Annotated in this window: 22 protein-coding genes; 12 read left to right on the forward strand and 10 right to left on the reverse strand. The window is 70.1% G+C overall.

Features of this window, described 5'->3' with window-relative positions:
- Window positions 1–12: 12 nt before the first annotated feature.
- Window positions 13–201, reverse strand: coding sequence for a hypothetical protein (locus ACZ6ZP_RS34305; protein WP_351168423.1), 189 nt, complete (start codon window positions 199–201; stop codon window positions 13–15).
- Between the two features lie 125 nt (window positions 202–326).
- Between ACZ6ZP_RS34305 and ACZ6ZP_RS34310 the strand changes: the two genes are divergently transcribed.
- The 3 genes from ACZ6ZP_RS34310 to ACZ6ZP_RS34320 all read left to right on the forward strand — a co-directional run bounded on the left by ACZ6ZP_RS34310 (window position 327) and on the right by ACZ6ZP_RS34320 (window position 4,153).
- Entirely contained in the window at window positions 327–1,220 is an 894-nt protein-coding gene (locus ACZ6ZP_RS34310) for a GntR family transcriptional regulator (RefSeq protein WP_361467312.1), read from the forward strand.
- Window positions 1,169–1,963 (forward strand): HAD family hydrolase, encoded by a 795-nt coding sequence (locus ACZ6ZP_RS34315; RefSeq protein WP_351168425.1) that lies wholly within the window; start codon window positions 1,169–1,171, stop codon window positions 1,961–1,963. Before ACZ6ZP_RS34310 ends, ACZ6ZP_RS34315 begins: the two co-directional genes overlap by 52 nt.
- Before the next feature lie 189 nt (window positions 1,964–2,152).
- Window positions 2,153–4,153: a phosphotransferase gene (locus ACZ6ZP_RS34320; protein ID WP_469409690.1), complete on the forward strand. Its 2,001-nt coding sequence runs from the start codon at window positions 2,153–2,155 to the stop codon at window positions 4,151–4,153.
- 25 nt (window positions 4,154–4,178) lie between these two features.
- Here ACZ6ZP_RS34320 and ACZ6ZP_RS34325 read toward each other — a convergent pair whose 3' ends face one another.
- Window positions 4,179–4,928, reverse strand: a complete 750-nt coding sequence (locus tag ACZ6ZP_RS34325; RefSeq protein WP_469409692.1) for an ABC transporter permease — start codon at window positions 4,926–4,928, stop codon at window positions 4,179–4,181.
- Window positions 4,921–5,925, reverse strand: a complete 1,005-nt coding sequence (locus ACZ6ZP_RS34330) for an ABC transporter ATP-binding protein (protein WP_469409694.1) — start codon at window positions 5,923–5,925, stop codon at window positions 4,921–4,923. The genes ACZ6ZP_RS34325 and ACZ6ZP_RS34330 overlap by 8 nt, the downstream gene beginning before the upstream one ends.
- Before the next feature lie 108 nt (window positions 5,926–6,033).
- Here ACZ6ZP_RS34330 and ACZ6ZP_RS34335 point away from each other — a divergent pair, with 108 nt between their 5' ends.
- Complete coding sequence (locus ACZ6ZP_RS34335) at window positions 6,034–6,837, forward strand: TetR/AcrR family transcriptional regulator (RefSeq protein ID WP_469409696.1); 804 nt, start codon at window positions 6,034–6,036, stop codon at window positions 6,835–6,837.
- A 246-nt stretch (window positions 6,838–7,083) separates the two neighbouring features.
- Here ACZ6ZP_RS34335 and ACZ6ZP_RS34340 read toward each other — a convergent pair whose 3' ends face one another.
- Complete coding sequence (locus ACZ6ZP_RS34340) at window positions 7,084–7,743, reverse strand: TetR/AcrR family transcriptional regulator (RefSeq protein ID WP_469409698.1); 660 nt, start codon at window positions 7,741–7,743, stop codon at window positions 7,084–7,086.
- 67 nt (window positions 7,744–7,810) lie between these two features.
- Between ACZ6ZP_RS34340 and ACZ6ZP_RS34345 the strand changes: the two genes are divergently transcribed.
- Genes ACZ6ZP_RS34345 through ACZ6ZP_RS34355 form a run of 3 tightly spaced genes read left to right on the forward strand, consistent with a single transcriptional unit; the run spans window position 7,811 to window position 11,084 of the window.
- The gene (locus ACZ6ZP_RS34345; RefSeq protein ID WP_469409701.1) at window positions 7,811–9,859 is read left to right on the forward strand and encodes a HelD family protein; all 2,049 of its coding nucleotides are present in this window, start codon (window positions 7,811–7,813) and stop codon (window positions 9,857–9,859) included.
- Between the two features lie 56 nt (window positions 9,860–9,915).
- Window positions 9,916–10,233, forward strand: a complete 318-nt coding sequence (locus ACZ6ZP_RS34350) for an ArsR/SmtB family transcription factor (protein ID WP_351168439.1) — start codon at window positions 9,916–9,918, stop codon at window positions 10,231–10,233.
- Complete coding sequence (locus ACZ6ZP_RS34355; protein ID WP_469409704.1) at window positions 10,230–11,084, forward strand: SRPBCC family protein; 855 nt, start codon at window positions 10,230–10,232, stop codon at window positions 11,082–11,084. The genes ACZ6ZP_RS34350 and ACZ6ZP_RS34355 overlap by 4 nt, the downstream gene beginning before the upstream one ends.
- A gap of 9 nt (window positions 11,085–11,093) precedes the next feature.
- Here the strand turns inward: ACZ6ZP_RS34355 and ACZ6ZP_RS34360 are convergent, their stop codons facing one another.
- A complete protein-coding gene (locus ACZ6ZP_RS34360) occupies window positions 11,094–12,569 on the reverse strand; it encodes a peptidoglycan D,D-transpeptidase FtsI family protein (RefSeq protein WP_351168443.1) in 1,476 nt (491 codons plus the stop codon).
- A 91-nt stretch (window positions 12,570–12,660) separates the two neighbouring features.
- Window positions 12,661–13,593 carry an NAD(P)-dependent oxidoreductase gene (locus ACZ6ZP_RS34365; protein WP_399974517.1) on the reverse strand — a complete coding sequence of 311 codons (933 nt, stop codon included), beginning with the start codon at window positions 13,591–13,593 and terminating at the stop codon, window positions 12,661–12,663.
- Window positions 13,594–13,724: 131 nt separating this feature from the next.
- Here ACZ6ZP_RS34365 and ACZ6ZP_RS34370 point away from each other — a divergent pair, with 131 nt between their 5' ends.
- Together ACZ6ZP_RS34370 and ACZ6ZP_RS34375 are read left to right on the forward strand one after the other, a co-directional pair.
- On the forward strand, window positions 13,725–14,705 hold the full coding sequence (locus ACZ6ZP_RS34370; protein WP_454429298.1) for a GlxA family transcriptional regulator: 981 nt from the start codon (window positions 13,725–13,727) through the stop codon (window positions 14,703–14,705).
- 49 nt (window positions 14,706–14,754) lie between these two features.
- Window positions 14,755–15,216: a pyridoxamine 5'-phosphate oxidase family protein gene (locus ACZ6ZP_RS34375; RefSeq protein ID WP_361467246.1), complete on the forward strand. Its 462-nt coding sequence runs from the start codon at window positions 14,755–14,757 to the stop codon at window positions 15,214–15,216.
- 21 nt (window positions 15,217–15,237) lie between these two features.
- Here the strand turns inward: ACZ6ZP_RS34375 and ACZ6ZP_RS34380 are convergent, their stop codons facing one another.
- Complete coding sequence (locus ACZ6ZP_RS34380; protein ID WP_351168451.1) at window positions 15,238–15,654, reverse strand: VOC family protein; 417 nt, start codon at window positions 15,652–15,654, stop codon at window positions 15,238–15,240.
- Between the two features lie 10 nt (window positions 15,655–15,664).
- Window positions 15,665–16,084, reverse strand: coding sequence for a helix-turn-helix transcriptional regulator (locus ACZ6ZP_RS34385; protein WP_351168618.1), 420 nt, complete (start codon window positions 16,082–16,084; stop codon window positions 15,665–15,667).
- A gap of 135 nt (window positions 16,085–16,219) precedes the next feature.
- On the opposite strand from ACZ6ZP_RS34385, the gene ACZ6ZP_RS34390 reads away from it, so the two are divergent.
- The 3 genes from ACZ6ZP_RS34390 (at window position 16,220) to ACZ6ZP_RS34400 (ending at window position 17,767) form a co-directional block, all read left to right on the forward strand.
- Complete coding sequence (locus ACZ6ZP_RS34390; protein WP_351168453.1) at window positions 16,220–16,699, forward strand: helix-turn-helix domain-containing protein; 480 nt, start codon at window positions 16,220–16,222, stop codon at window positions 16,697–16,699.
- A gap of 25 nt (window positions 16,700–16,724) precedes the next feature.
- Window positions 16,725–17,324, forward strand: coding sequence for a hypothetical protein (locus ACZ6ZP_RS34395; protein ID WP_351168455.1), 600 nt, complete (start codon window positions 16,725–16,727; stop codon window positions 17,322–17,324).
- 89 nt (window positions 17,325–17,413) lie between these two features.
- A complete protein-coding gene (locus ACZ6ZP_RS34400) occupies window positions 17,414–17,767 on the forward strand; it encodes a DUF2516 family protein (protein WP_351168457.1) in 354 nt (117 codons plus the stop codon).
- Window positions 17,768–17,853: 86 nt separating this feature from the next.
- Here the strand turns inward: ACZ6ZP_RS34400 and ACZ6ZP_RS34405 are convergent, their stop codons facing one another.
- Window positions 17,854–19,191 (reverse strand): PP2C family protein-serine/threonine phosphatase, encoded by a 1,338-nt coding sequence (locus tag ACZ6ZP_RS34405; protein WP_351168459.1) that lies wholly within the window; start codon window positions 19,189–19,191, stop codon window positions 17,854–17,856.
- A 342-nt stretch (window positions 19,192–19,533) separates the two neighbouring features.
- A complete protein-coding gene (locus tag ACZ6ZP_RS34410; protein WP_361467242.1) occupies window positions 19,534–20,559 on the reverse strand; it encodes a C40 family peptidase in 1,026 nt (341 codons plus the stop codon).
- Between the last annotated feature and the right edge of the window lie 12 nt (window positions 20,560–20,571).

Genomic DNA, 20,571 nt, shown 5'->3' on the forward strand with positions numbered 1-20,571 from the left:
GACGAACGGCCCTCAGATCGCGGGGCCGGTCATCATCAGCGCGAGGACGACGGCGCCGATGGAGCTGCAGGTGGGGCTCTTCGCCTTGATCCCGACGGTCAGCAGGAGCAGCCCGACGAGGCCGGTGGCCCCGTACTGCCACTGCACGAACTGTTCGAGGGTGATGGCGGACACGGCTGCGAGGAGGGCGAGGACGGTCATGATGGTTCCCCCTTCTGCCATCTCGGATGAGTTGGCAACCAACTTCACTTGAGTTGTCCCCACTTGGTTCCACAACATAAACAACTTCAAGACAACTGCCCCGAGATGGTGGGTAGTTGTATCGTCTGGTCGTGACCCAGGAGAACGTTGCAGTGAACGGCAGCAGAAAGCTCACTCCCCAGGACATCGCCGACACCCTTCGCGACCGCATCCGCTCGGGCGACCTCAAGCCGGGCGACCGCCTCCCCACGCAGGCGGTGCTCGCGGAGGAGTTCGGCGTGGAGCGGGGGACGGTGCGCCAGGCGCTGAAGACGCTTCAGGGCGACGGACTGCTTGCCAACGTGAGCAAGGGCAGCCCGCCACGGATCGCGGCGGAGCCATCGGGTCCGACGTCGGCGGGCGCGGGCCCGCAGGCGTCGATGGTCGGCCTCGCGCCACGGCTCGCGGCGGCGTTCTCGGAGCCGCGGGTGCGGATCGACGTCGTGTCGTACACGGCGGAGACGCTGATGATCGCGCTGGGGGAGCCGGTGCGCCGCGTCCACGAGGGGCTCATCCGGCCCACGTCGATCGACGTCCGCATCCTGCTGCCCAGCAGCGACATCGACCTGGCCTTCCCCAGGCCGGTCAGCGGCCTGGGCGACGAGGACGGCAGGATCCAGCAGCGCTGGCTTGCGCTGCGCAACACCCAGGGGCAGGTCCTGCGCCACAACCTGCGCGCGCTGCGCGCCTCGCACGGCATCGACGTCGACGTCTCGTTCCGCGCGCTGCCGTTCACCCCGCCGGTGAAGCTGTACCTGCTGAACCAGCAGGAGGCGCTTCTCGCCTATTACACGATCGAGCGCAGCACGCTGGACTTCGGGAGCGCCGAGATGGAGGCGTTCGACGTCTCGGGGCTGAGATCGCCGCTCTTCTCCTTCGACAAGGCCTCGGCCCCCCGGGACGCCGCGTTCGTCGAAGAGTCCCAGAAATGGTTCGACGCGCTCTGGGCAACCATTGCGACGGAGCTGACACTCTCTTAGTGACTCCTGATACGACGCAGACCGAACAGATGGCAAAAGAGATCGAGAACCTGCGTGATCTGATCGTCCCCGCCCGTTTCGTGCTCTTCGACTTCGACGGGCCCATCTGCCGGCTGTTCGCCAGGCACTCGGCCGTACGGATCGCCGCGGACATGGTGCGCGGCCTCGAGGGACGGGGCCTGCGCGGGCTCCTGCCCGACGGGCTGCCGGGCGCGGAGGACCCCCAGATCGTCATGCGTGCCGTCGCCGCCCGGCACCCCGGCAGCGATCTGATCACCGAGATCGAGGAGCAGCTCACCCAGGACGAGCTGAAGGCGGCGGCCACCGCATGGCCCACGCCGTACGCCGATCCGGTGATCCAGACCTGGGTCCATCTCGACGCCCGGCTCGCGATCACCACCAACAACTCCGCGCGTGCGGTGACGAGGTACCTGGAGTCGCGCGACCTCACCCACTGCTTCGCCCCGCACATCTACGGCCGGACCCCGAACCTCGACCTGCTCAAGCCGAACCCGTACTGCGTCAAGCGGGCCCTGAGCGCCATGGGCGCCGACCCCGCCGCGGCGCTGATGATCGGCGACGCCCCGACGGACTACGAGGCCGCGGTGGGGGCCGGAGTGCACTTCCTGGGCTACGCGCACGACGACCGCAAGGCAGGACGGCTGCGGGACGCGGGCGTCAAGCGCGAGCACATCGTGGACTCGCTCGAACCCGTGCTCAAGATCCTCCGCACCCGGCGCTGAACCGACCGCCCGTGCGGACTCCCGGGTCAACTCCTGGCGGTATCCGCTCGCCGAGTAACGCCTGGCGCACATGCGCGTTACAACCTTGGTGACTCTCGGCCATACGCCTCCCCCGCGTCGCGGGAGAGAGTGGGCCTCATTAGGCTGTGCGGCAATTTCGGGTACGCGCGCGAGCATCAGGAGCGGCACGTGTCGATCAGCACCTGGACGAACGGAACTCCGGTGTTCCGTGCCGTCCGCCCTGTGCTCCCCCAGCTCCCCGGGCTTCTCGAACTCCCCGAGCTCCCCGAGCACCCGCTGGCCCCGGAGGACCTGGACGCGCTGCGGGACACGGTCGGCTTACCGCTGGATCGGTTCTGCGAGGACGGGAAGCCGGTACAGCCCCAGCTGATCAAGGCCCTGGTCGAACTGCTCGCGCAGCTGGTCCTGGTGCGCAAGGAGTCACTGGGGACTCCCGTCGGCGGCTGGCCGCACGACGAGAAGGACAGCAGAGGCTTCCTGCGGAACCTCGCCCGGCATCTTCACGAGCGTGACGTGCGGCCCGGCTGGGCCGAGTTCGGCGGCCTGTTCGGAGCCTTCGGCATCGGGCCGGATGCGCTGATCCACTGCGCGGAGCGGGCGCCCTCGATGGCGCGGCGACCGTACAGCCTCCTCAACACGGATCTGCGCCGGGCCACCGTCCTGCTGCCCTGCGACCGGAGCCGGCCGGTGAGCCTGGACTGGTCCCAAGCGACCTACGGCGATCCCGCCTACGACCTGGCGTCCCACCTGGTGCGCATGCGGTACCCCGACTTCCAGTGGCAGGAGGTGATCGACGCCTGGGCCGTCGCCATGCACAGGCGCAGGCCGTCGGCCGTCACCAGAGTCCTGAAGGACGTCCGCAGCTACATCGCCCTCGAGCAGGTCCGTGCCGTCCATCTCGACGTGATGGGAGCGGCGCGTTCCCTGGGGACGACGCTCGACAGCACGCGCCTTGGGGCTGCCGCCGAATCCGTGCGCCAGTGCCTGCACCCGGCGGAGAAGGCCCTCGGCCTCACACGACTGCCCGATGTGGGCGAGGTGGAGCGGGCGCTCTACCGGTGGCAGGCGGCCCGGATCGAGGCCCGGCACGCGGCAGCACCGGGCGGCGGCCCCCGGCTCGTGCCGTCCACCTTCTCCTGGCAGCCCGACGAACGCGTCCCGGAGCGCCCGGACTTCCCCCGGAGCGCCGTCCTCCAGGCGCTGGCCGCCGAGGGCGCGGCGCAGCAGCACCGGGTGTTCAAGGGCACGGCCCACCTCAACACGGTGGTGCGGGTGGACGGAGTCGAGCGCCCCGTCGTGGTGCGGCGCAAGGCGGGTGCCGTGCCGCGCCGCGAGAGCGGCTTCCTCAGCGAACACGCCGTACTCGACGCCATCGAGAAGTCGCAGGCCGGGGTCAGGGCGCCCAGGGTCCTCGCGCTCGGGACCAGCGACCGGGGCGATCTGTTCGCCGTCCACTCCTACGAGGGCCCGCTCGGCTGCGAGAAGCCGCCGAGCCATCCTGTGCACGGCCTGCTGCCCAACGAGGCGGACAACCTCGTGGACCAGCTCCACGCGCTGACCCGGGTCGACTACTCCAGGCTCGATCCGGCCGCGGCGAACACCAGCTTCTACGGCCGGCTCAGCCGTGAACTGGTCCGGTTCGTGCACTCGCTGCCCAAGGAGACCCAGCGGCAGGCCCGAGCCTGCGGCCTTCCGAACGGGTGGCGGCTACAGGAGATCCTCGGCAGGCACGACACCGCACCGCGCACGTCGGTGCTGCTGCACGGCGACCTCAATCCGTGGAACCTCGTGCGGGGCGAGTTCGGCGGCCGACTCACCATCATCGACTGGGAGTTGGCGATGATCGGTGACCCGCTGTACGACCTGGTGCGCCATCTGCACCTCACGCCGACCCGGGTGGAGATCCGGCAGCGGCTGTTCGCGCGCTGGGCCCGGATGCTGCCGCCCGAGTACACCAAGGGCTGGGAGAAGGACTGGCGCGTGTACCGGTGGATCGAGCTCGTCCGCTCCGCCTACGTTGACCTGGACCGGCTGGAGACCGGCGCCGCTCTGGACAGCCCGCACGTGCGGCGTGCCGTCGAGTCGTACGCGATGACGCTGGACGCGGCGAAGGCTTCGCTCGGTCTGCATCGGGCGGGGGCGGCGGCGGGGGTGCGGGCGCGTCGTTGAGCTGGTTCTCCGGGAGGGCGGGTCCTTACGTCGTCCGCCTCCTGAACAGCAGCCCCGATGCCCCGACCGAAGCCGCCAGGATTCCCGCGCACCAGGCCAGGGCGGCCCACGGTGTCGAGCCCACCGGCTGGTTGAGGAGCAGGCCCCGGAGGGACTCGATGACGTGGGTCACCGGCTGGTGGTCGGCGAATGGGCGGAGCCAGCCGGGCATGGTGGAGGTCGGGACGAAGGCACTGCTCGGGTAGGGCAGGAAGCTCACGAAGAACGTGAAGCCGCCTGCCGCCTCGGGGGACTTGGCCAGCAGGCCCACCGCTGCCGAGAGCCAGGACAGGGCCAGGATGAATGCCAGCAGGATCGCCGTCGCCGCGAGCCAGGCCGCCGGGGTCGCCGTCGGGCGGAAGCCGATCGCGAAGGCCAGGGCCAGGACCAGGGTCGTGGCGATGAGGTTGCGGGCCACCGAGGCGACGACGTGGCCCGTCAGGATCTGCGCGCCGCCGATGTCCAGGGAGCGGAAGCGGTCGATGATGCCGCCCTTCAGGTCCTCCGTCACCGCGATCGCCGTGTTCGACGAGCCGAAGCCGGCGCAGAGGAGGAGGACTCCGGGCACTACGTACGTGACGTACGACCGGGTGTCCGTCTTGATCGCGCCGCCGAAGAAGTAGACGAAGATCAGGAGGAGCATCACCGGGAGCGCCATGGAGGTGATCAGGGCGTCCACGTTGCGGCGGCTGATGCGGATCGCTCTGCCGGTCATGATCAGGGCTGCCTCAGACATGGGTGGTCAGCTCCTGTGGTCGCTGGTCCTTCGGCTGCTGCGGGGGCGTCGGGTTCGTGAGCGTCAGGAAGACGTCGTCCAGCGTTGCCGTGCGGAGGGTGAAGGTCGCCAGATCGGTGCGGTCCGGGTCCAGTTCGTCCAGCAGGTCTCGTACGCCTGCTGCGGTGCCGTCCGTCGGGAAGCCGAGCGTCAGGGTCTCGGGGGAGTGGTGCGTGGCCCGCTCGGTCAGTCGGATGTACGCGTGGTGGGTCTTGACCGTGGCGTCCAGGCGGTGGCCCGACACCAGGGATTTGAGAGCCGATGGTGAGCCCTCGGCCACGATCACTCCCTCGTGCAACACCGCGATGTGGTCGGCCAGTTGATCTGCCTCTTCCAGGTATTGGGTCGTCAGGAAGACCGTCGTGCCCTGTGCCGTGAGGTCGCGTACGACCTCCCACATCTCCTGGCGGCTGCGCGGGTCGAGGCCCGTCGTCGGCTCGTCCAGGAAGATGATTTGGGGGTCGCCCACCAGGCCCGCCGCCAGGTCGACGCGGCGGCGCATGCCTCCCGAGTACGTGCGGACCAGGCGGTCGCCCGCCTCCGTGAGGCCGAAGCGGGCCAGGAGTTCGGCGGCCCGGGTGGCGGCGGCAGGGCGGTTCAGGCCCGCGAGCCTCGCCATCATGCGGAGGTTCTCGGCGCCGGTCTGCGTCTCGTCGACCGCGGCGAACTGGCCGGTGAGGCTGATCGCGCGGCGGACCTCGCGGCGTCCCGTACGGATGTCGTGGCCCGCCACCCGTGCCGTGCCCGTGTCGGGGGTGGTGAGCGTGGTGAGGATGCGGACGGCCGTCGTCTTGCCTGCGCCGTTCGGGCCGAGGAGGGCGAAGACGGTGCCGGGCGGGACGTGGAGGTCGATGCCTCGGAGGACGGGGATGGCTCGGGTGCCTGATCCGTAGGTCTTGGTCAGGGCCTTTGCCTCGATGGCGGGTGGGGTGGGTGGTGGTGTGGGCGTGGGTGGCATGGCTTCCCCCGGGTCTACTGCGTAGGGCTTACGCGTTACCGTGTAAGGGTTACGCAGAACTACGATGTGCGTCAAGCACGGCAGCTCAGGAGGAGGCAGCGGCGGATCATGGCGGCAGATGGTGATGGTGGTGGCGTGCAGGGTGAGGGCACGGGGTTGTCCGTGAGCCTCGAGACCGCCTGGGGGTTGCGGGAGCGGCCCTCGAAAGGGCCCAAGCCCGGTCTGAGCCTTGATCGCATCGTCGACGCGGGCATCGCCATCGCCGCCTCGGAGGGGATCGGCGCGGTCACCATGGGGCGGGTCGCCAAGGCGCTCGGCGTCTCGCCGATGTCCCTCTACCGGTACGTCTCCGCCCGGGACGAGCTGTACGTCCTGATGCAGGACGCGGCGACCGGGGCTCCGCCCGAGATGCCGGCCGAGGTCACGGGGTGGCGGGCGCGTCTGGAGTGGTGGGCGCGGGCCCAGCGTGAGGTCTTCCGGCGCAATCTGTGGCTCGTACGCATCCCCATCACGTCACCGCCCGCCTCGCCCCACTATCTGGAGTGGATGGAGCAGGGGCTCGCGGCGCTCGACGACTGCGGTCTGGAGGAGGGGTGGAAGCTCTCCGTGCTCATGCTGGTGGGCGGGTTCGTGCGGAACGAGGTCACGCTCATGGCCGATCTGGACGCGGCGATGAGGGCGAAGGGGCAGGAGCCGGATGAGGCGATGCGTCGGTACGCGCGCACCATCGAGGCTCTGATCTCGACCGACCCCGGACGGTTTCCGGCGCTGCGGCGGACCCTGGAGGCGGGGGTCCTCGACGTCGCGGATACCGAGGACGCGGAGTTCGATTTCGGGATCGGGCGGGTGCTTGATGGCGTGGCGGTGCTGGTGGGGGATGCGGGGGGTGCGGGGGACGTGGGGGATCGGTAGAGGCCTGCGGCGCATCCGGCCGTGGGTGGGGGTCGATGGCGCGGAGCCGCTGTGCGGAGGGCGACGGGGCCGCGCCGGTATGTCCGTACTCGCTATCTCGGTCTGAGTGCCTGGTGACTTCGGCGGGGGAGTTGGTTCGTGCCGTGCTCCGTGCGGACATACCGGCACGTCCCCTCGCGTCTCGTCGCCGGGCGCGGGTGCCTGGGTCCCCCGCCGGACTCTCGTGGCCGAGGCTTGGCCCGTCCCTTACGCGTACGTCGTCAAGCCCGAACGCAGTTGCCCGAATGCCCGGTTCGCCGATGCCACCGCGTCCGGCCATACCGCCTTCGCGGTCTCGCCCGCGTCGATCCTGCGCCAGTTCTCCAGGGCGAGGATGCGTTGTACGGCGATGATCTGGCCTGCGGCCAGGCGTGCGGCGAGTGTGTTGGTGTTGGTTGCTTTGCCCAGTGCCTCGCCCAGTGATGCCTCCGATCGCTCCTGGTACGCGTACAGGCGTGCCACCAGCGATGGCGTTCCGTACAGGAGGCGGTGGAAGGCGAGTACGTGGACGTTGTCGCACAGGCCCGTCACCGGGTCCTGGCGTTCCAGGCCGTCGAGGAAGTTGCGCTGGAGGGCGTCCAGGGGGGTGCGTTTTGCGGGGCGTGTGGAGACTACCCGGGCCGCCTCGTCCACGTGGTCCGCGAAGCGGTGGAGTACGAGGTCCTCCTTGGTCGGGAAGTACCGGAACAGGGTCGGCTTCGAGATGTCGGCGGCTGCCGCCACCTCTGCCACCGGCACCTTCTCGAAGCCCTTCTCCAGGAAGAGCGCGATCGCGATGTCGGAGACCGCCTCGTACATCCGTTGCCTCTTGCGCTCGCGCAGGCCTGGGCTGTTAACGGTGTCCGTGCTTGCTTCGGGGTCTGCCATGGCCGGAGCCTATCGCACGGGTGATACTCGGTAATAAATTTAACTCGGTTACATTATTCTGGGTCGTATGACGCCACTCGATCGAGCTCTGGATGAAGAACGCCGCTATCACGACAGCTGTCGTGCCGCCCTCGTCGGCATGGTCGAGGGGGCAGAGGAGCAAGTCGTCAGGGGATCGGACGTCTCGGCGTCCGGTGCCGATGCCGAAGTCCTCGGTTATCAGTTCCGCAGTCATGCCAAAGCGATGCGTGAGCTGCCTGAAGCGCCTCTGTTCTTCGGTCGGCTCGACTTCGCCGACGATGGGGTGGAAGCCGGTGATCACCGTGGGCAGAGCTATCACATCGGCCGCCTTCGGATCACTGAGCAGCCATCGGCCCCGCCTCTGGTCGTGGACTGGCGCGCCCCCGTGTCCCGCGCCTTCTACCAGGCCGGAGCCCGCGACTCCCAAGGCGTCGCCGTGCGTCGCCGCTTCGGCTGGGCGCCCGGCAGCAAGGGGGCGTCCGCCGATCTCACCGGGCTGGAGGACGAGCCGCTGGCCGGCGAGGCGGCCGTGGCGCCCGCCGGCGGCAGTCGCATCCTCGCCGGGGAGATCGAGCGGCCCCGCGTCGGCCCCATGCGTGACATCGCCGCCACCATCCAGCCCGAGCAGGACGACCTCGTCCGTGGTGAACTCGCTGCCTCCGTCTGTGTCCAGGGCGCCCCCGGCACCGGCAAGACCGCCGTCGGGCTGCACCGTGCCGCCTATCTCCTGTACACCCACCCGCAGCGCGTGCAGCGCGCCGGGCTTCTCATCCTCGGGCCCAACCGCACCTTCCTCCGCTACATCGCCGAGGTGCTTCCCTCGCTCGGCGAGACCGGCGTGCGTCAGTCCACCGTCGGGGACGAGATCGCCAGGGCCACCGCCCCCGTGCGGGCCCAGGACGGCGCTGTCGCGGCGGGCGTGAAGCATGATGCCCGGATGGCCGTCGTCCTGCGGCGCGCTCTCTACTCGCGTGTCGCCGTGCCCACCAACTCCATTGCGGTGCCCGACGGTTCGTACACCTGGCGGGTCTCGCTCGGCGAACTGGAGCGGATCGTCGCGGACGTGCGGGCGGAGGAACCTCCGTACGACGTCGGGCGCGAGCGGGTGCGTACGCGTGCCGTCCGGCACATCCAGGAGCAGGCCGAGCGTCGCGCGGGCGCCGTGAACAACGCCTGGCTGCAGAAGATCTCCCGGGCCCGTTCCGTCTCCGCCTTCGTCGACGAGGCCTGGCCGCGGGTCAGGCCGGAGGAGGTGCTCGCCGCCCTGCTCGGGGACGCGGATGCGCTGGCCGCTGCCGCGGACGGCGTTCTCGGCGCCGATGAGCAGCGGGCCGTCCGGTGGGGGAAGCCGCCGCGCTCGTACAAGTCGGCCAAGTGGTCCGCCGCCGATCTCGTCCTGCTCGACGAGATCGCCGGGCTGCTCGAACGGCCGGAGGGGTATGGGCACATCGTCGTCGACGAGGCCCAGGACCTCTCCCCGATGGAGGCCCGTGTGATCGCCCGCCGCGCGGACTTCGGCTCGCTCACCGTCCTCGGCGACCTCGCCCAGGGCACCACCCCGTGGGCCGCCCGCGGCTGGCCCGAACTGCTCGGGCATCTGGGGAAACCCGATGCGTCGGTCACGCCGTTGACCGTCGGGTTCCGTGTTCCGAAGGCGGTCGTGGGGCTCGCCAACCGTGTCCTCGCCTCGCTCGACGTCGACGTACCGCCCGCTCGGTCGCTGCGTACGGACGGTGAGTTGAGGATTCGGGAGGTGCCGGACTTGGGTGCCGCGACCGTGGAAGCGGTGCGTGCCGCGCTCCTTCGTGAGGGCTCGGTCGGTGTCATCGCCGCCGATGCCGATGTCGACCTGCTGCGCGAGGTCCTTGGTGCGGCGGGCGTCGAGTGCGCGGGGCCCGATGATCTGGGTGCGCGTGTGACGGTGCTGTCCGCGTCCGTGGCGAAGGGTCTGGAGTACGACCATGTCGTGGCCGTCGAGCCCGCCGCCATCGTGGAGGCGGAGAGCCGCGGGGCGCACCGGCTGTACGTGGTCCTGACCAGGGCGGTCTCCCGGCTGGATGTGCTGCACAGCAGGGCGTTGCCGTGGGAGGTGTGAGGCGCCGGCTTGTGCATGCCGTTGTGGTTATATAGCCACGGAGGTATGTTCGTTGCATGCCCATACCGTTCGATGTCCTGGCCGAGCCGAGCCGCCGGAAGATCCTCGATCTGCTCCTTGAGCGGCCCCATCTGGTCGGCGAGCTCACCGAGCGGCTCGGTCTGAGCCAGCCCGGCACGTCCAAGCATCTGCGGGTCCTGCGCGACGCGGGGCTCGTGCGGGTGCGGCAGGACGCGCAGCGCCGCTGGTACGAACTGCGGCCCGAGCCCCTCGCCGAGCTCGACGCGTGGCTCGCGCACTACCGGCACCTCTGGACGGGCAGGATCGACGCACTCGAACGGCACCTCGACGTCATGGACGGTGACTCCTCATGAATCCGCACACCGACACCCTCATCCCCGCGGACGGCGGCCGGAACGTCCTGCGGATGGAGCGCCGCCTCGCGCACCCGCCCGCCAAGGTCTGGGCCGCGATCACGCAGCCCGAGCATCTCGCCCAGTGGTTCCCCTCCGAGGTGACGGTGGAGCTGCGGCCCGGCGGCGCGATGGGCTTCCACTTCCCCGGTGACGAGGGGCCCGGCATGACCGGCGAGGTCACCGATGCCGACGAGCCGCGTCTCTTCGCCTTCAGCTGGGGTGACGACCACCTGCGCTGGGAGATCACCCCGGACGGTCCTGACGCGGCAGGGTCGCTGCTCACCCTCGTCCACACCTTCGGCGACCGCTTCGGCGCCCCGAGCTTCGCCGCCGGCTGGCAGCTGTGCATCTCGGCGCTCGGCCAGTTCCTCGACGGCGGGCAGGCCGAGGTGAGCCGGGACGCGGGCGAGCTGCACGAGGCGTATCTGGAGCAGTTCGACCTGGGGCACGGGCAGGTGACCGACGACGGCATCCGTTTCGAGCGGCAGCTGGTGCGGTCCGCGGACGCCGTGTGGGCCGAACTGTGTGCGGGGGAGGTGCCGTTGGAGGGCGACACCGCGCCCGACGGGTTCCTCGCGGACGGCGTCTCGGCGGGGCCCGTCACCGCGCTGCGGGCCCCGGATTCACTGACGTACGCCGTGCATCCCAAGGGCGAGGTGCGCTGGGAGTTCGGTGAGGGGACGGGCTATGGGACTCGGCTCGTCCTGACGCAGACCGGTCCCTTCGACGGCGCGGACGCCACGGACGAGGCGCTCGCCGCCTGGCACGCCCGCATCGAGCGGCTGGCGGGGCAGCTCCTGGAGGGCTGACGGGACGGCTCAGTCGTTCAGGACGGCTTCCATGACCGCCTTCGCGATCGGCGCCCCGAGCTTGCCGCCCGCGATCTCCGAGCGCGGGATGTCCATGTCCTTCGGGTCGACGAACACGGCGACCGCGACGGGCGAGGAGCCGTCGTCCTGCTTGGCGTACGAGACGAACCAGGCGTACGGCCGCTCGTCGTTGACGTTCGAGCCGTGCTGGGCGGTGCCCGTCTTGCCGCCGACCGTGACGCCGTCGATCCGCGCCTTGTTCGCCGTGCCCTCCTCGACGGTGTGCTCCATCATCTCCTGCACCTTGCCCGCGGTGTCCTCGGAGACGGCCTGGCTGAGCTCCTGCGGCTTGCCCTTCTCGATCGTCGAGAGGTCGGGGCCGCGCAGCTCCTCGACCATGTACGGCTTCATCAGCTTGCCGTCGTTGGCCAGGCCCGCGGCGACCATCGCCATCTGTAGCGGCGTGCTGGTCAGGCTGCCCTGGCCCATGCCGGTCAGGGCGGTCTGCGGCTTGTCGAGGTCGTCCGGGTAGCTGCTCGCGGAGGAGCGCACGGGGATGAACTGCTGCTTGTTGAAGCCGAACTTCTCCGCCGTCTCGCGCATGTCGTCGTCGCCGACCTTGAGCGCGGTGTCGAGGAAGACGTTGTTGCACGACCACTGCATGCCGACCTTCAGCGAGGCCTTGTCGCAGGGGGCGCCCGGCACGTCGTTGCCGATCGTGGTGGAGCTGAGCGGCAGTTTGTAGGGGGCCTTGGCGCCGGTCTTCTCGTCGATGTCGTCGATCACGCCGTGCTCCAGGGCCGCCGCCGCCGTGAGGATCTTGAAGGTGGAGCCGGGGGGATAGATCTCGCGGAGCGCGCGGTTGGAGAGGGGCTTGTCCTTGTTCTTGCTGAGCCGCGTGAACTCCTTGCCCTCCTTCTGCGAGATCCCGGCGAAGACGGAGGGGTCGTACGAGGGGGTGCTCGCCATCGCGAGGACCTTCCCGGAGCGCGGGTCGAGCGCGACGACCGCGCCCCGGGCGTTGAGGTCCACCAGGCCCTGGTAGGCCGCCTTTTGGGCCTTGGGGTTGATGGTCGTGATGACGTCGCCGCCCTGGCGCTTCTCGCCGGTCAGCATGTCCAGGGTGCGGCGGATGAAGAGGCGGTCGTCGTCGCCGCTGAGCACGTCGTTCTCGACGCCCTCCAGGAAGGTCGCGCCCTGGGCCTGCGAGAAGTAGCCGGTGATCGGCGCGTACATGGGGCCGCTCTTGAAGACCCGCTGGTACTTGAAGTCCGTCCCCTTGACTTCCTTGGAGCCGGTGATCGGCTTGCCGCCGACGATGATGTCGCCACGGGGGTGCGAGAAGGCCTCGATCTGGACGCGCCGGTTCTTCTCGTGCTTGGCCAGGGACTCGCCCTCGGCGAACTGCACCCAGGTCGCGCGCAGCAGCAGGGCGAGCGTGAGCACGCCGCAGAAGACGGCTATGTGGCGCAGCGGCTTGTTCATACGCTCCCCCCAAGACCCATGAAACCAGGACGTGATGAATCTTCATCATGCGCCAGACCGCACGGTTCTCCGCCCCATTGTTGCCGAATGGTCACACTCGCATGCTGTCCCGTCCGCCCCCTCGGAGAACCTCGATCACGCTCGCATAGCTGTCGGAGCCGTGCCCGGCGGCGCTCGTCCGCTCCATGGTGGCCTTCAGGAGTTCCGGCAGCGCGTTGTCCACACCGCGGTCGGCCGCCGCGTGGATGAGGTGTCCGATCGCCGTGATCTGTACGTCGACGGTGGCGTCGTCGCCCGGATAGCGCCCGGCGTCCACCTGGGGCGCGTAGGCCGCCATGAATCCGGCGACCGCGTGCGTCATCCAGCGGATGGCCACGGGCGTGAAGTCGGCCGCCTTGGTCGCGTCCGCGCCGACCAGGGCCGTGCCGTGCAGCCAGCCGGTGAACGTGGACCACATCAGGCCGAGCAGGGCCACGTCGTAGAGCGAGGCGCGGCCGGGCTCCGCGCCCAGGTAGAGGGGATCGCCCAGCACGGCGAGGGTGGTGCGGTGCGCTTCGAAGACCTCGGCCGAGCCGCTGTAGAGGAACATCATCTCCGGGTTACCGACCCCCGGCGGCGTGGTCATGATCGCCCCGTCGAGATAACCGAGCCCCAGGGGAGCCGCCCACGCCGCCGCCTCGTCGGCCTGCTCCGGGGAGCTGGAGGTGAGGTTGACCAGGGCCTTTCCGGTGAGGGATGCGGCGACGGGGTCCAGGACCGCGTGCAGGGCGTCGTGGTCCAGGACGCAGGCGATGATCAACGGGCTTGCGGCGACGGCCTCTTCGGGGGTCGCGGCGAGGCGGGCGCCCCGGTCGACGAGGGGCTTGGCCTTGGCGGCGGAACGGTTCCAGACGGTGGTGGGGTGGCCGTTCTCCAGGAGGGTGGCGGCGAGGGCGGCGCCCATGTTGCCCAGGCCGATGACGGTGACGGGGGTCTTCGCCGTGGTGGAGGTGTTCTCTGCGCTGACGGTGTTCTCTGCGTTCATGGGGACCACGCTCGCAGCGCGCCGCGGCCCCGGACAGTGACAGGGGTGACGGCGCCCACCAAATTCCTGCCACGCCCCGCCGGGCCTCCGCGGCGGCCTAGTCTCCCCGTATGAGCGCTGGTTCCGTGGCCTTGGTCGTGACCGAGGAGATAGCGATCCCCTCGTGGGATCTGTACGAGCTGAGCATCCCCTGCACGGTGTTCGGGAAGCCGCAGCCGGATCTGTCGGACCACTGGTACGACTTCCGGCTGTGCAGCGCGTACGAGGGTGAGGGCTCGGCGGGCTCCGCCTTCGGCCTGACCGTGCGTACGCCGCACGGCCTGGACGACATCGTCGGGGCGGACACGGTCATCGTCACGTCCGTGCCGGACGCCTGCGTGGAGGAGGGCCGCCCGCTGCCGGACGGCCTGGCCCCGGCGCTGCGCCGCGCGTACGACGAGGGGGCCCGCATGGTCTCCCTGTGCACCGGCGCCTTCGCGCTGGCCGACGCGGGGCTGCTCGACGGCCGCCGGGCCACCGCGCACTGGATGCACACCGCCCAGCTCGCCCGGCGCTACCCGAAGGTGGAGGTCGACGACTCCGTCCTGTACGTGGACGACGGCGACGTACTGACCAGCGCGGGCGTGAGCGCGGGCCTCGACCTGTGCCTGCATCTGGTCCGCCGCGACCTGGGCGCGCACGTCGCCAACCAGCTGGCCCGCCGCATGGTCGTACCCGCCCACCGCCCTGGCGGCCAGGCCCAGTTCATCGACCTCTCGGTCCCCGCGACGGACGACGAGGGTCTTGGCCCCGTACTCGACTGGGCGCGCGCCCGCCTCGACCGGCCCCTGACGGTCGACGACCTGGCCCGCCGCGCCGCGATGAGCCCGCGCACCCTCTACCGGCGGCTCCAGGCGGCCACCGGCACGACCCCGCTCCAGTGGCTGCTCAACCAGCGCCTGGCCCGCGCCCAGAGCCTGCTCGAATCGACGGCCGCCCCGATCGACAAGATCGCCGAGCTGAGCGGCCTCGGCACGGCGAACAACCTCCGGCACCACTTCCTCAAGCAGGTGGGGGTGTCACCGGGGGACTACCGGCGGGCGTTCGGGGCCGGCGTCGGTCCTCGGGCGTAGGACCAGCGCCCCATGTGCGTCGCGAGGGCGCTGATTAGGGTCGACGTCCATGCGGAACACCGAGATCGTTCGACGTGGGGGCCCGGAGCGCAGGCGCGAGACGCTGGAGCGCCTCGACCGGGAGCGGGACATCTGGCTGTCGACGGCTCATCCGGAGCACGGCCCGCACCAAGTGCCCCTGTGGTTCCGCTGGGACGGCCTCGCGCTGTGGATGTGCACCGGCGCGAACTCCGCGACGGCCCGCAACGCGCGGCGGGAGCCACGGGTGCGCCTCGCGCTGCCTGACACCTTTGACGTGGTGCTCGTGCAGGGCGAGGCCCGGTGCTTCCCGGCCCGTGACGTCCCGCGGGACGCCGCGGACGGGTTCACCGACAAGTTCGGCTGGGACCCGCGCAAGGAGGAGGGCCCCTTCCTGTATCTGCGCGTGACACCGCGAACGGTGCGGGCCTGGCGCGGCGAGCACGAGCTGAGCGGCAGGGTCCTGATGCGGGAGGGGGAGTGGGTGGTGTAGCCGCCCCCGCACCTCTTCCCGTTACTCCTTGCGCGGCTGGTTGAGCCGGAGCATGTTCCCGGACGGGTCGCGGAAGGCGCAGTCGCGGACGCCGTACGGCTGGTCCATCGGCTCCTGGAGCACTTCGCCGCCCGCGGCGCGGATCTTCTCGAAGGCGGCGTCGACGTCGGTGGTGCGGAAGATGACGCCCCGCAGCATGCCCTTGGCCATCAGCTCGGCCACGGCCTGCCGGTCGGCGGCCGACGCGTTCGGGTCGGCGAGCGGGGGCTCGAGGACGATCTCCACGTCCGGCTGCGATGGCGAGGCGACGGTCACCCAGCGCATGCCTTCGTAGCCGACGTCGTTGCGCACTTCGAGACCGAGCGCGTCGCGGTAGAAGGCGAGCGCCTTGTCGTGGTCGTCGACGGCGATGAAACACTGTGCGAGGTTGATTTCCATGCGTACGACGCTACGTACCGGCGTCGGGTTTCGCTTCTCCGTTCCTGACCGGCCTGGTGTAGATCTTGGCGACGCAGGCCGGGATGACGGCACTGTCCTTGTGGTCGCGGGCCCGGTACGCGCTCGGGCTCTCGCCGACCAGCTCGGTGAACCGCGAGCTGAAGGAGCCGAGCGACGTACAGCCGACCTCCATGCAGACGTCCGTCACCGACAGGTCGCCGCGCCGCAGCAGCGCCTTGGCCCGCTCGATCCGGCGGGTCATGAGATAGCTGTACGGCGTCTCGCCGTAGGCGGCGCGGAAGCTGCGCGAGAAGTGTCCCGGCGACATGAGGGCGGCCCGCGCGAGCGCGGGGACGTCCAGGGGCTCCGCGTAGTCCCGGTCCATGCGGTCACGGGCGCGGCGCAGCCGGACGAGGTCGTCTAGAGACACTGGCACACGAGGAACGTTACCGACCGGCCGCGAACGCGGCGCGTCCAGCGGTGTGTTGAGGGCCGTCCAGTGGCGTAGCGCACTTTTGCAAGCAGGCGCTTGCAATAGTTAGCAAGGGCCAGGCAGTATCGAGGCATGGCATCACTCAACGTCGGCAATCTCGGTGAGTATCTGCGCGAGCAGCGGCGCAACGCGCAGCTCTCGCTCAGGCAGCTCGCCGACGCCGCCGGGGTGTCCAATCCGTATCTGAGCCAGATCGAGCGCGGCCTGCGCAAGCCGAGCGCCGAAGTGCTGCAACAGGTGGCCAAGGCGCTGCGGATCTCCGCCGAGACGCTGTATGTCCGGGCCGGGATCCTCGACGAGAAGGAGCGGGACGAGCTGGAGACGCGCGCCGTCATCCTCGCCGACCCCTCCATCAACGAGCGGCAGAAGCAGGTTCTGTTGCAGATCTACGAGTCGTTCAGAAAAGAGAACGGCTTCGAGGTTTCGGGGTACGCGGATGACGCGTCGTACGCCGACGAAGCCTCGTACGCGGCCGATGTGGACGCCACCGCTGACGGCCCCCGCACGGCCGACGGCAGTGATGCCGACCCCAAGGACCATCCCTCAAGCTGAACGCGAATCCGGGAGGACCATCACCATGGCCATCAAGGACGACCTGCGCAACACCCTCACCGACACGACCCCCGCCTACTTCGTCGTCGGCACCGCCGACCTGGCGTTCCAGCAGGCGAAGAAGGTGCCGGGCGCCATCGAGCAGCTGATCGCCGAGGCGCCGGCCCGGATCGACGCCGTGCGCAACACCGACACGAAGGCCGTCCAGGACAAGGCCGTCGCCCGCGCCAAGGAGGCGCAGGAGACGATCCAGACCAAGGTCGCCGATCTGCTCGGCACGCTGGACACGGACCTGAAGAAGCTCGGCGAGAGCGCTCAGGGCCTGGCCCTCAGCTCGGTCGGCGTCGCCGCCGAGTACGCCGTGAAGGCGCGCGAGAAGTACGAAGAGGTCGCCGAGCACGGCGAGCAGGCCGTGCGCACCTGGCGCGGCGAGGCCGCCGAGGAGATCACCGAGCTGGCCGTGGCCGTCGAGCCGGACGCCGAGGAGAAGCCGGCGACGGCCGACTCGGGCACGTCGGACTCCTCCGAGCCGCAGGCCGCTGCCTCGGCGAAGAAGCCCGCCGCCAAGAAGGCCCCGGCCGCCCGCAAGCCGGCGGCGAAGAAGACCACGCCGTCCACGAAGTAACCCGTGGGGAAGGGCCGGGCACTCCAGAAGTGCCCGGCCCGTTCTCCGGGTAGCGGGTACGGTGTCCGCGTACTCAAGAGCCGAGACTGGTGGTGGACGTAGTGCTGATGCAGGGGTTCGCGAACTTCATGTGGCTGCTGTCGTTGGCGCTGATCGTCTTCAGCGGCTTCGCGCTCGTCGACGCGGCCATCCGGCGTGAGGACGCCTATCGCGCCGCCGACAAGAAGACCAAGCCGTTCTGGCTGATCATCCTCGGGCTCGCCTTCATCGTGAACCTGATCTTCAACATCCTGTCGTTCCTGCCGATCATCGGGCTCATCGCGACCATCGTCTACATGGTCGACGTGCGGCCCGCGCTGCGGCAGATCACCGGTGGTGGCGGCGGACGCCGCGGCGGCTCCAGCAGCGACGGTCCGTACGGGCCGTACAACGGCGGCCGTTAGCCGCCCGTAGCCGCCCGTGCCCGGCCGCTAGCCGCTGCCGTGCCCCGTCAGGGGCGCGGACTCGTCACCGCGGCTCCGGTGGAACGCTAGCGGTCGCGGTCCAGCAGCAGCACGGCGACATCATCGGTCAGGTCGCCGCCGTTCAGCTCGCGCACCTCGTTCACCGCGGCCTCAAGGAGTTCGTCGCCCCGCAGGCCCGCGGCGATCTGGCGGCGCACCATCTCCACCATGCCCTCCTGGCCGAGGCGCTGGTTGCCCTGGCCGATGCGGCCCTCGATCAGGCCGTCCGTGTAGAGCATCAGGCTCCACTTGCCGCCGAGCTCCACCTGGCGGCGCGGCCAGCGTGCGTTCGGCAGGAGTCCGAGCGCCGGGCCGTTGTTCTCGTACGGCAGCAGCTCGGCGAGGTGGCCGTCGCGGGCGATCAGCGGGGACGGGTGACCGGCCAGGCAGAGCCCGGCCCTGCGGCCGTCCGGGGCGATGTCGACCGTGCAGAGCGTCGCGAAGATCTCGTCGTCGGCCCGCTCGTGCTCCAGGACCTTCTGAAGAGTGCTGAGCAGCTCGTCGCCGCACAGGCCCGCGAAGGTCAGCGTCCGCCAGGCGATGCGCAGCTCCACGCCGAGCGCGGCCTCGTCCGGGCCGTGGCCGCAGACGTCGCCGATCATGACGTGCACGGAGCCGTCGGGGGTGCGCACCGTGTCGTAGAAGTCGCCGCCGAGCAGTGCCCGTGAACGTCCCGGGCGGTAGCGCGCGGCGAACCGCAGCGGGGAGCCGTCGAGCAGCGGCGTCGGCAGCAGGCCGCGCTCCAGGCGGGCGTTCTCCTGGGCCCGCAGCCGTGACTCCGTCAGCTGGCGCTGGGCGGCGTCCGCGCGCTTGCGCTCCACGGCGTACCGGATGGCGCGGCTCAGGAGCCGTCCGTCCAGCTCGTCACGGAAGAGATAGTCCTGGGCGCCGACCCGCACGGCCTCCGCGCCGCCCTCGGTGTCGCCGCTCGCGGTGAGCGCGAGGACGGCGTGCCGGGGCGCGAGGCGCAGGACGTGCTTGAGCGTGGCGAGCTCGTCCTCGTCCTCGTCGGGCGCCGCGGGGCCCGACATGGCGAGGTCGAGCAGGATGCAGTGCACGTCGTCGGTGAGCAGCCGCTCGGCCTCGGTGAGGTTGCGGGCGGTGCGGACCTTGATGGGCTTGCCCGCGGAGTCGAGCATCTGGGGGACGCTGAGGGAACCCACCGGGTCGTCCTCGATCACCAGGAGGCTGAGGCCGGGGCCGCTCGCCTGCTGGTCCATGTCCCTCGACGTCGGTACGGGCCCCACGGGTGCGGGGACGGGTTCGGGCGCCGGCACAGGTGCGGGCATCGGCGTCGGCAGAGCGTGAGCCTGACCGCCTTCCGCGGCCGGGATCGCCCTCTGCCGCGGTATGGGTACGGGCATGGCTTGGGTTCCTTCCCTCCCCCCGAGGGCATGGTGGATCGACGGTCGAACGCTCCACCGACGGGGACCATAGCGTTAGCCGAGGCTCGATTGGAATGGCGCGCGGCAAACAGCCACCGTCATATGCCGCATCAAGGACCGCAATTGGGCACGACAGGTCCCCACCGGGATGACGAACATCACGCCTGAGGGGTTGAGAGACGGGCCGAGGGGTGCGGTGGGTCACATGACGCACGGCACAGGCAGGGCACAGGCACGGCCCAGGCACAGCTCAGGAACCGCACAGGGGCCGCACCGACACGGCACGGGCTCCGTGGGGGCGCCGCACGACTACGTGCACGACTACTTGTCGGGCCGCACGACCCCGAGAATCTTCATCGACCCCGCGCCCGCGACGGTGACGTCCCGCCCCGGCCGGGGCGCGTGCACGATCGCGCCGTCGCCCACGTACATCCCGACATGGCTGGCGTCCGCGTGATAAATGATCAGGTCACCGGGGCGCATGTTCTTGACGTCGATGCGCGGCAGCTGCTTCCACTGCTCCTGCGACGTACGCGGGATTCCCTTGCCCGCGGCGGCCCAGGCCTTGGACGTGAGGCCGGAGCAGTCGTACGACGACGGGCCCTCGGCGCCCCACACGTACGGCTTGCCGATCTGCGCGGTGGCGAACTCGACGGCCTTCTTGCCCGGTCCGGTCGCCTTGCCCTTGATGTCCTTCAGGACGCCCGAACTCACCCACGCCGACTGCTTCTTGAGCTGGGCCTCCTCCTCGAGCTTCCGGAGCCGCTCCAACTCCTTCTTCTCGAGCTTGGACTCCATCTCCTCGGCGGCCGAGATCTTCTTCTTGATCTTCTTCTTCGACTCGGCCTTCGCCTTGCGGTTGGCCTCGAGCTTCTTCCACTGGGCGGTGGCGTCCTTGGCGTAGATCCGCAGGTCTTCCTGCGTCCGCTCCATCTCGGTCATCATGCCCTTGGTGGCCTTGTGGCCCTCCCGGATGCGCCCGGCGCCGTCCAGGAACTCCTGCGGGTCGTCGCTGAGCATCAACTGGGCCTCGGAGGAGACCCCGCCGCTGCGGTACTGGGCGCGGGCGGCGGCGCCCGCACGGGACTTGAGCTTGTCCAGCTTCTGCTGGCCCTTGGTGATGGAGCGGGCGAGCTTCACGATCTGCTTGGACTGCTTCTCGCTCTTCTCCTCCGCCGCGTTGTACGCGTCCGTGGCGACGCCCGCGTCGTGGTAGAGCTTCTCGATCTCTTTGCGCACGTCCTCAAGGGACTTGGTCTTGCCGGGCGTTGGCTTCGCCGGACTCGCGTAGGCCGCGCCGGGTGCGCTCAGCACCGCTGCCGCGCAGATCAGCGCCAGGCCAGCCACAGTCGAACTCCG

This window comes from Streptomyces sp. NPDC054047, from assembly GCF_055585065.1.

Coding starts and splice junctions, on each gene's coding strand:
- ACZ6ZP_RS34405 (WP_351168459.1), bottom strand. CDS start 19,191: ATGCCCGTACCCATACCGCGGCAGAGGGCGATCCCGGCCGCGGAAGGC.
- ACZ6ZP_RS34345 (WP_469409701.1), top strand. CDS start 7,811: ATGACGCCACTCGATCGAGCTCTGGATGAAGAACGCCGCTATCACGAC.
- ACZ6ZP_RS34360 (WP_351168443.1), bottom strand. CDS start 12,569: ATGAACAAGCCGCTGCGCCACATAGCCGTCTTCTGCGGCGTGCTCACG.
- ACZ6ZP_RS34340 (WP_469409698.1), bottom strand. CDS start 7,743: ATGGCAGACCCCGAAGCAAGCACGGACACCGTTAACAGCCCAGGCCTG.
- ACZ6ZP_RS34325 (WP_469409692.1), bottom strand. CDS start 4,928: ATGTCTGAGGCAGCCCTGATCATGACCGGCAGAGCGATCCGCATCAGC.
- ACZ6ZP_RS34315 (WP_351168425.1), top strand. CDS start 1,169: ATGGTTCGACGCGCTCTGGGCAACCATTGCGACGGAGCTGACACTCTC.
- ACZ6ZP_RS34380 (WP_351168451.1), bottom strand. CDS start 15,654: ATGGAAATCAACCTCGCACAGTGTTTCATCGCCGTCGACGACCACGAC.
- ACZ6ZP_RS34375 (WP_361467246.1), top strand. CDS start 14,755: ATGCGGAACACCGAGATCGTTCGACGTGGGGGCCCGGAGCGCAGGCGC.
- ACZ6ZP_RS34365 (WP_399974517.1), bottom strand. CDS start 13,593: ATGAACGCAGAGAACACCGTCAGCGCAGAGAACACCTCCACCACGGCG.
- ACZ6ZP_RS34330 (WP_469409694.1), bottom strand. CDS start 5,925: ATGCCACCCACGCCCACACCACCACCCACCCCACCCGCCATCGAGGCA.
- ACZ6ZP_RS34355 (WP_469409704.1), top strand. CDS start 10,230: ATGAATCCGCACACCGACACCCTCATCCCCGCGGACGGCGGCCGGAAC.
- ACZ6ZP_RS34395 (WP_351168455.1), top strand. CDS start 16,725: ATGGCCATCAAGGACGACCTGCGCAACACCCTCACCGACACGACCCCC.
- ACZ6ZP_RS34335 (WP_469409696.1), top strand. CDS start 6,034: ATGGCGGCAGATGGTGATGGTGGTGGCGTGCAGGGTGAGGGCACGGGG.
- ACZ6ZP_RS34350 (WP_351168439.1), top strand. CDS start 9,916: ATGCCCATACCGTTCGATGTCCTGGCCGAGCCGAGCCGCCGGAAGATC.
- ACZ6ZP_RS34390 (WP_351168453.1), top strand. CDS start 16,220: ATGGCATCACTCAACGTCGGCAATCTCGGTGAGTATCTGCGCGAGCAG.
- ACZ6ZP_RS34305 (WP_351168423.1), bottom strand. CDS start 201: ATGACCGTCCTCGCCCTCCTCGCAGCCGTGTCCGCCATCACCCTCGAA.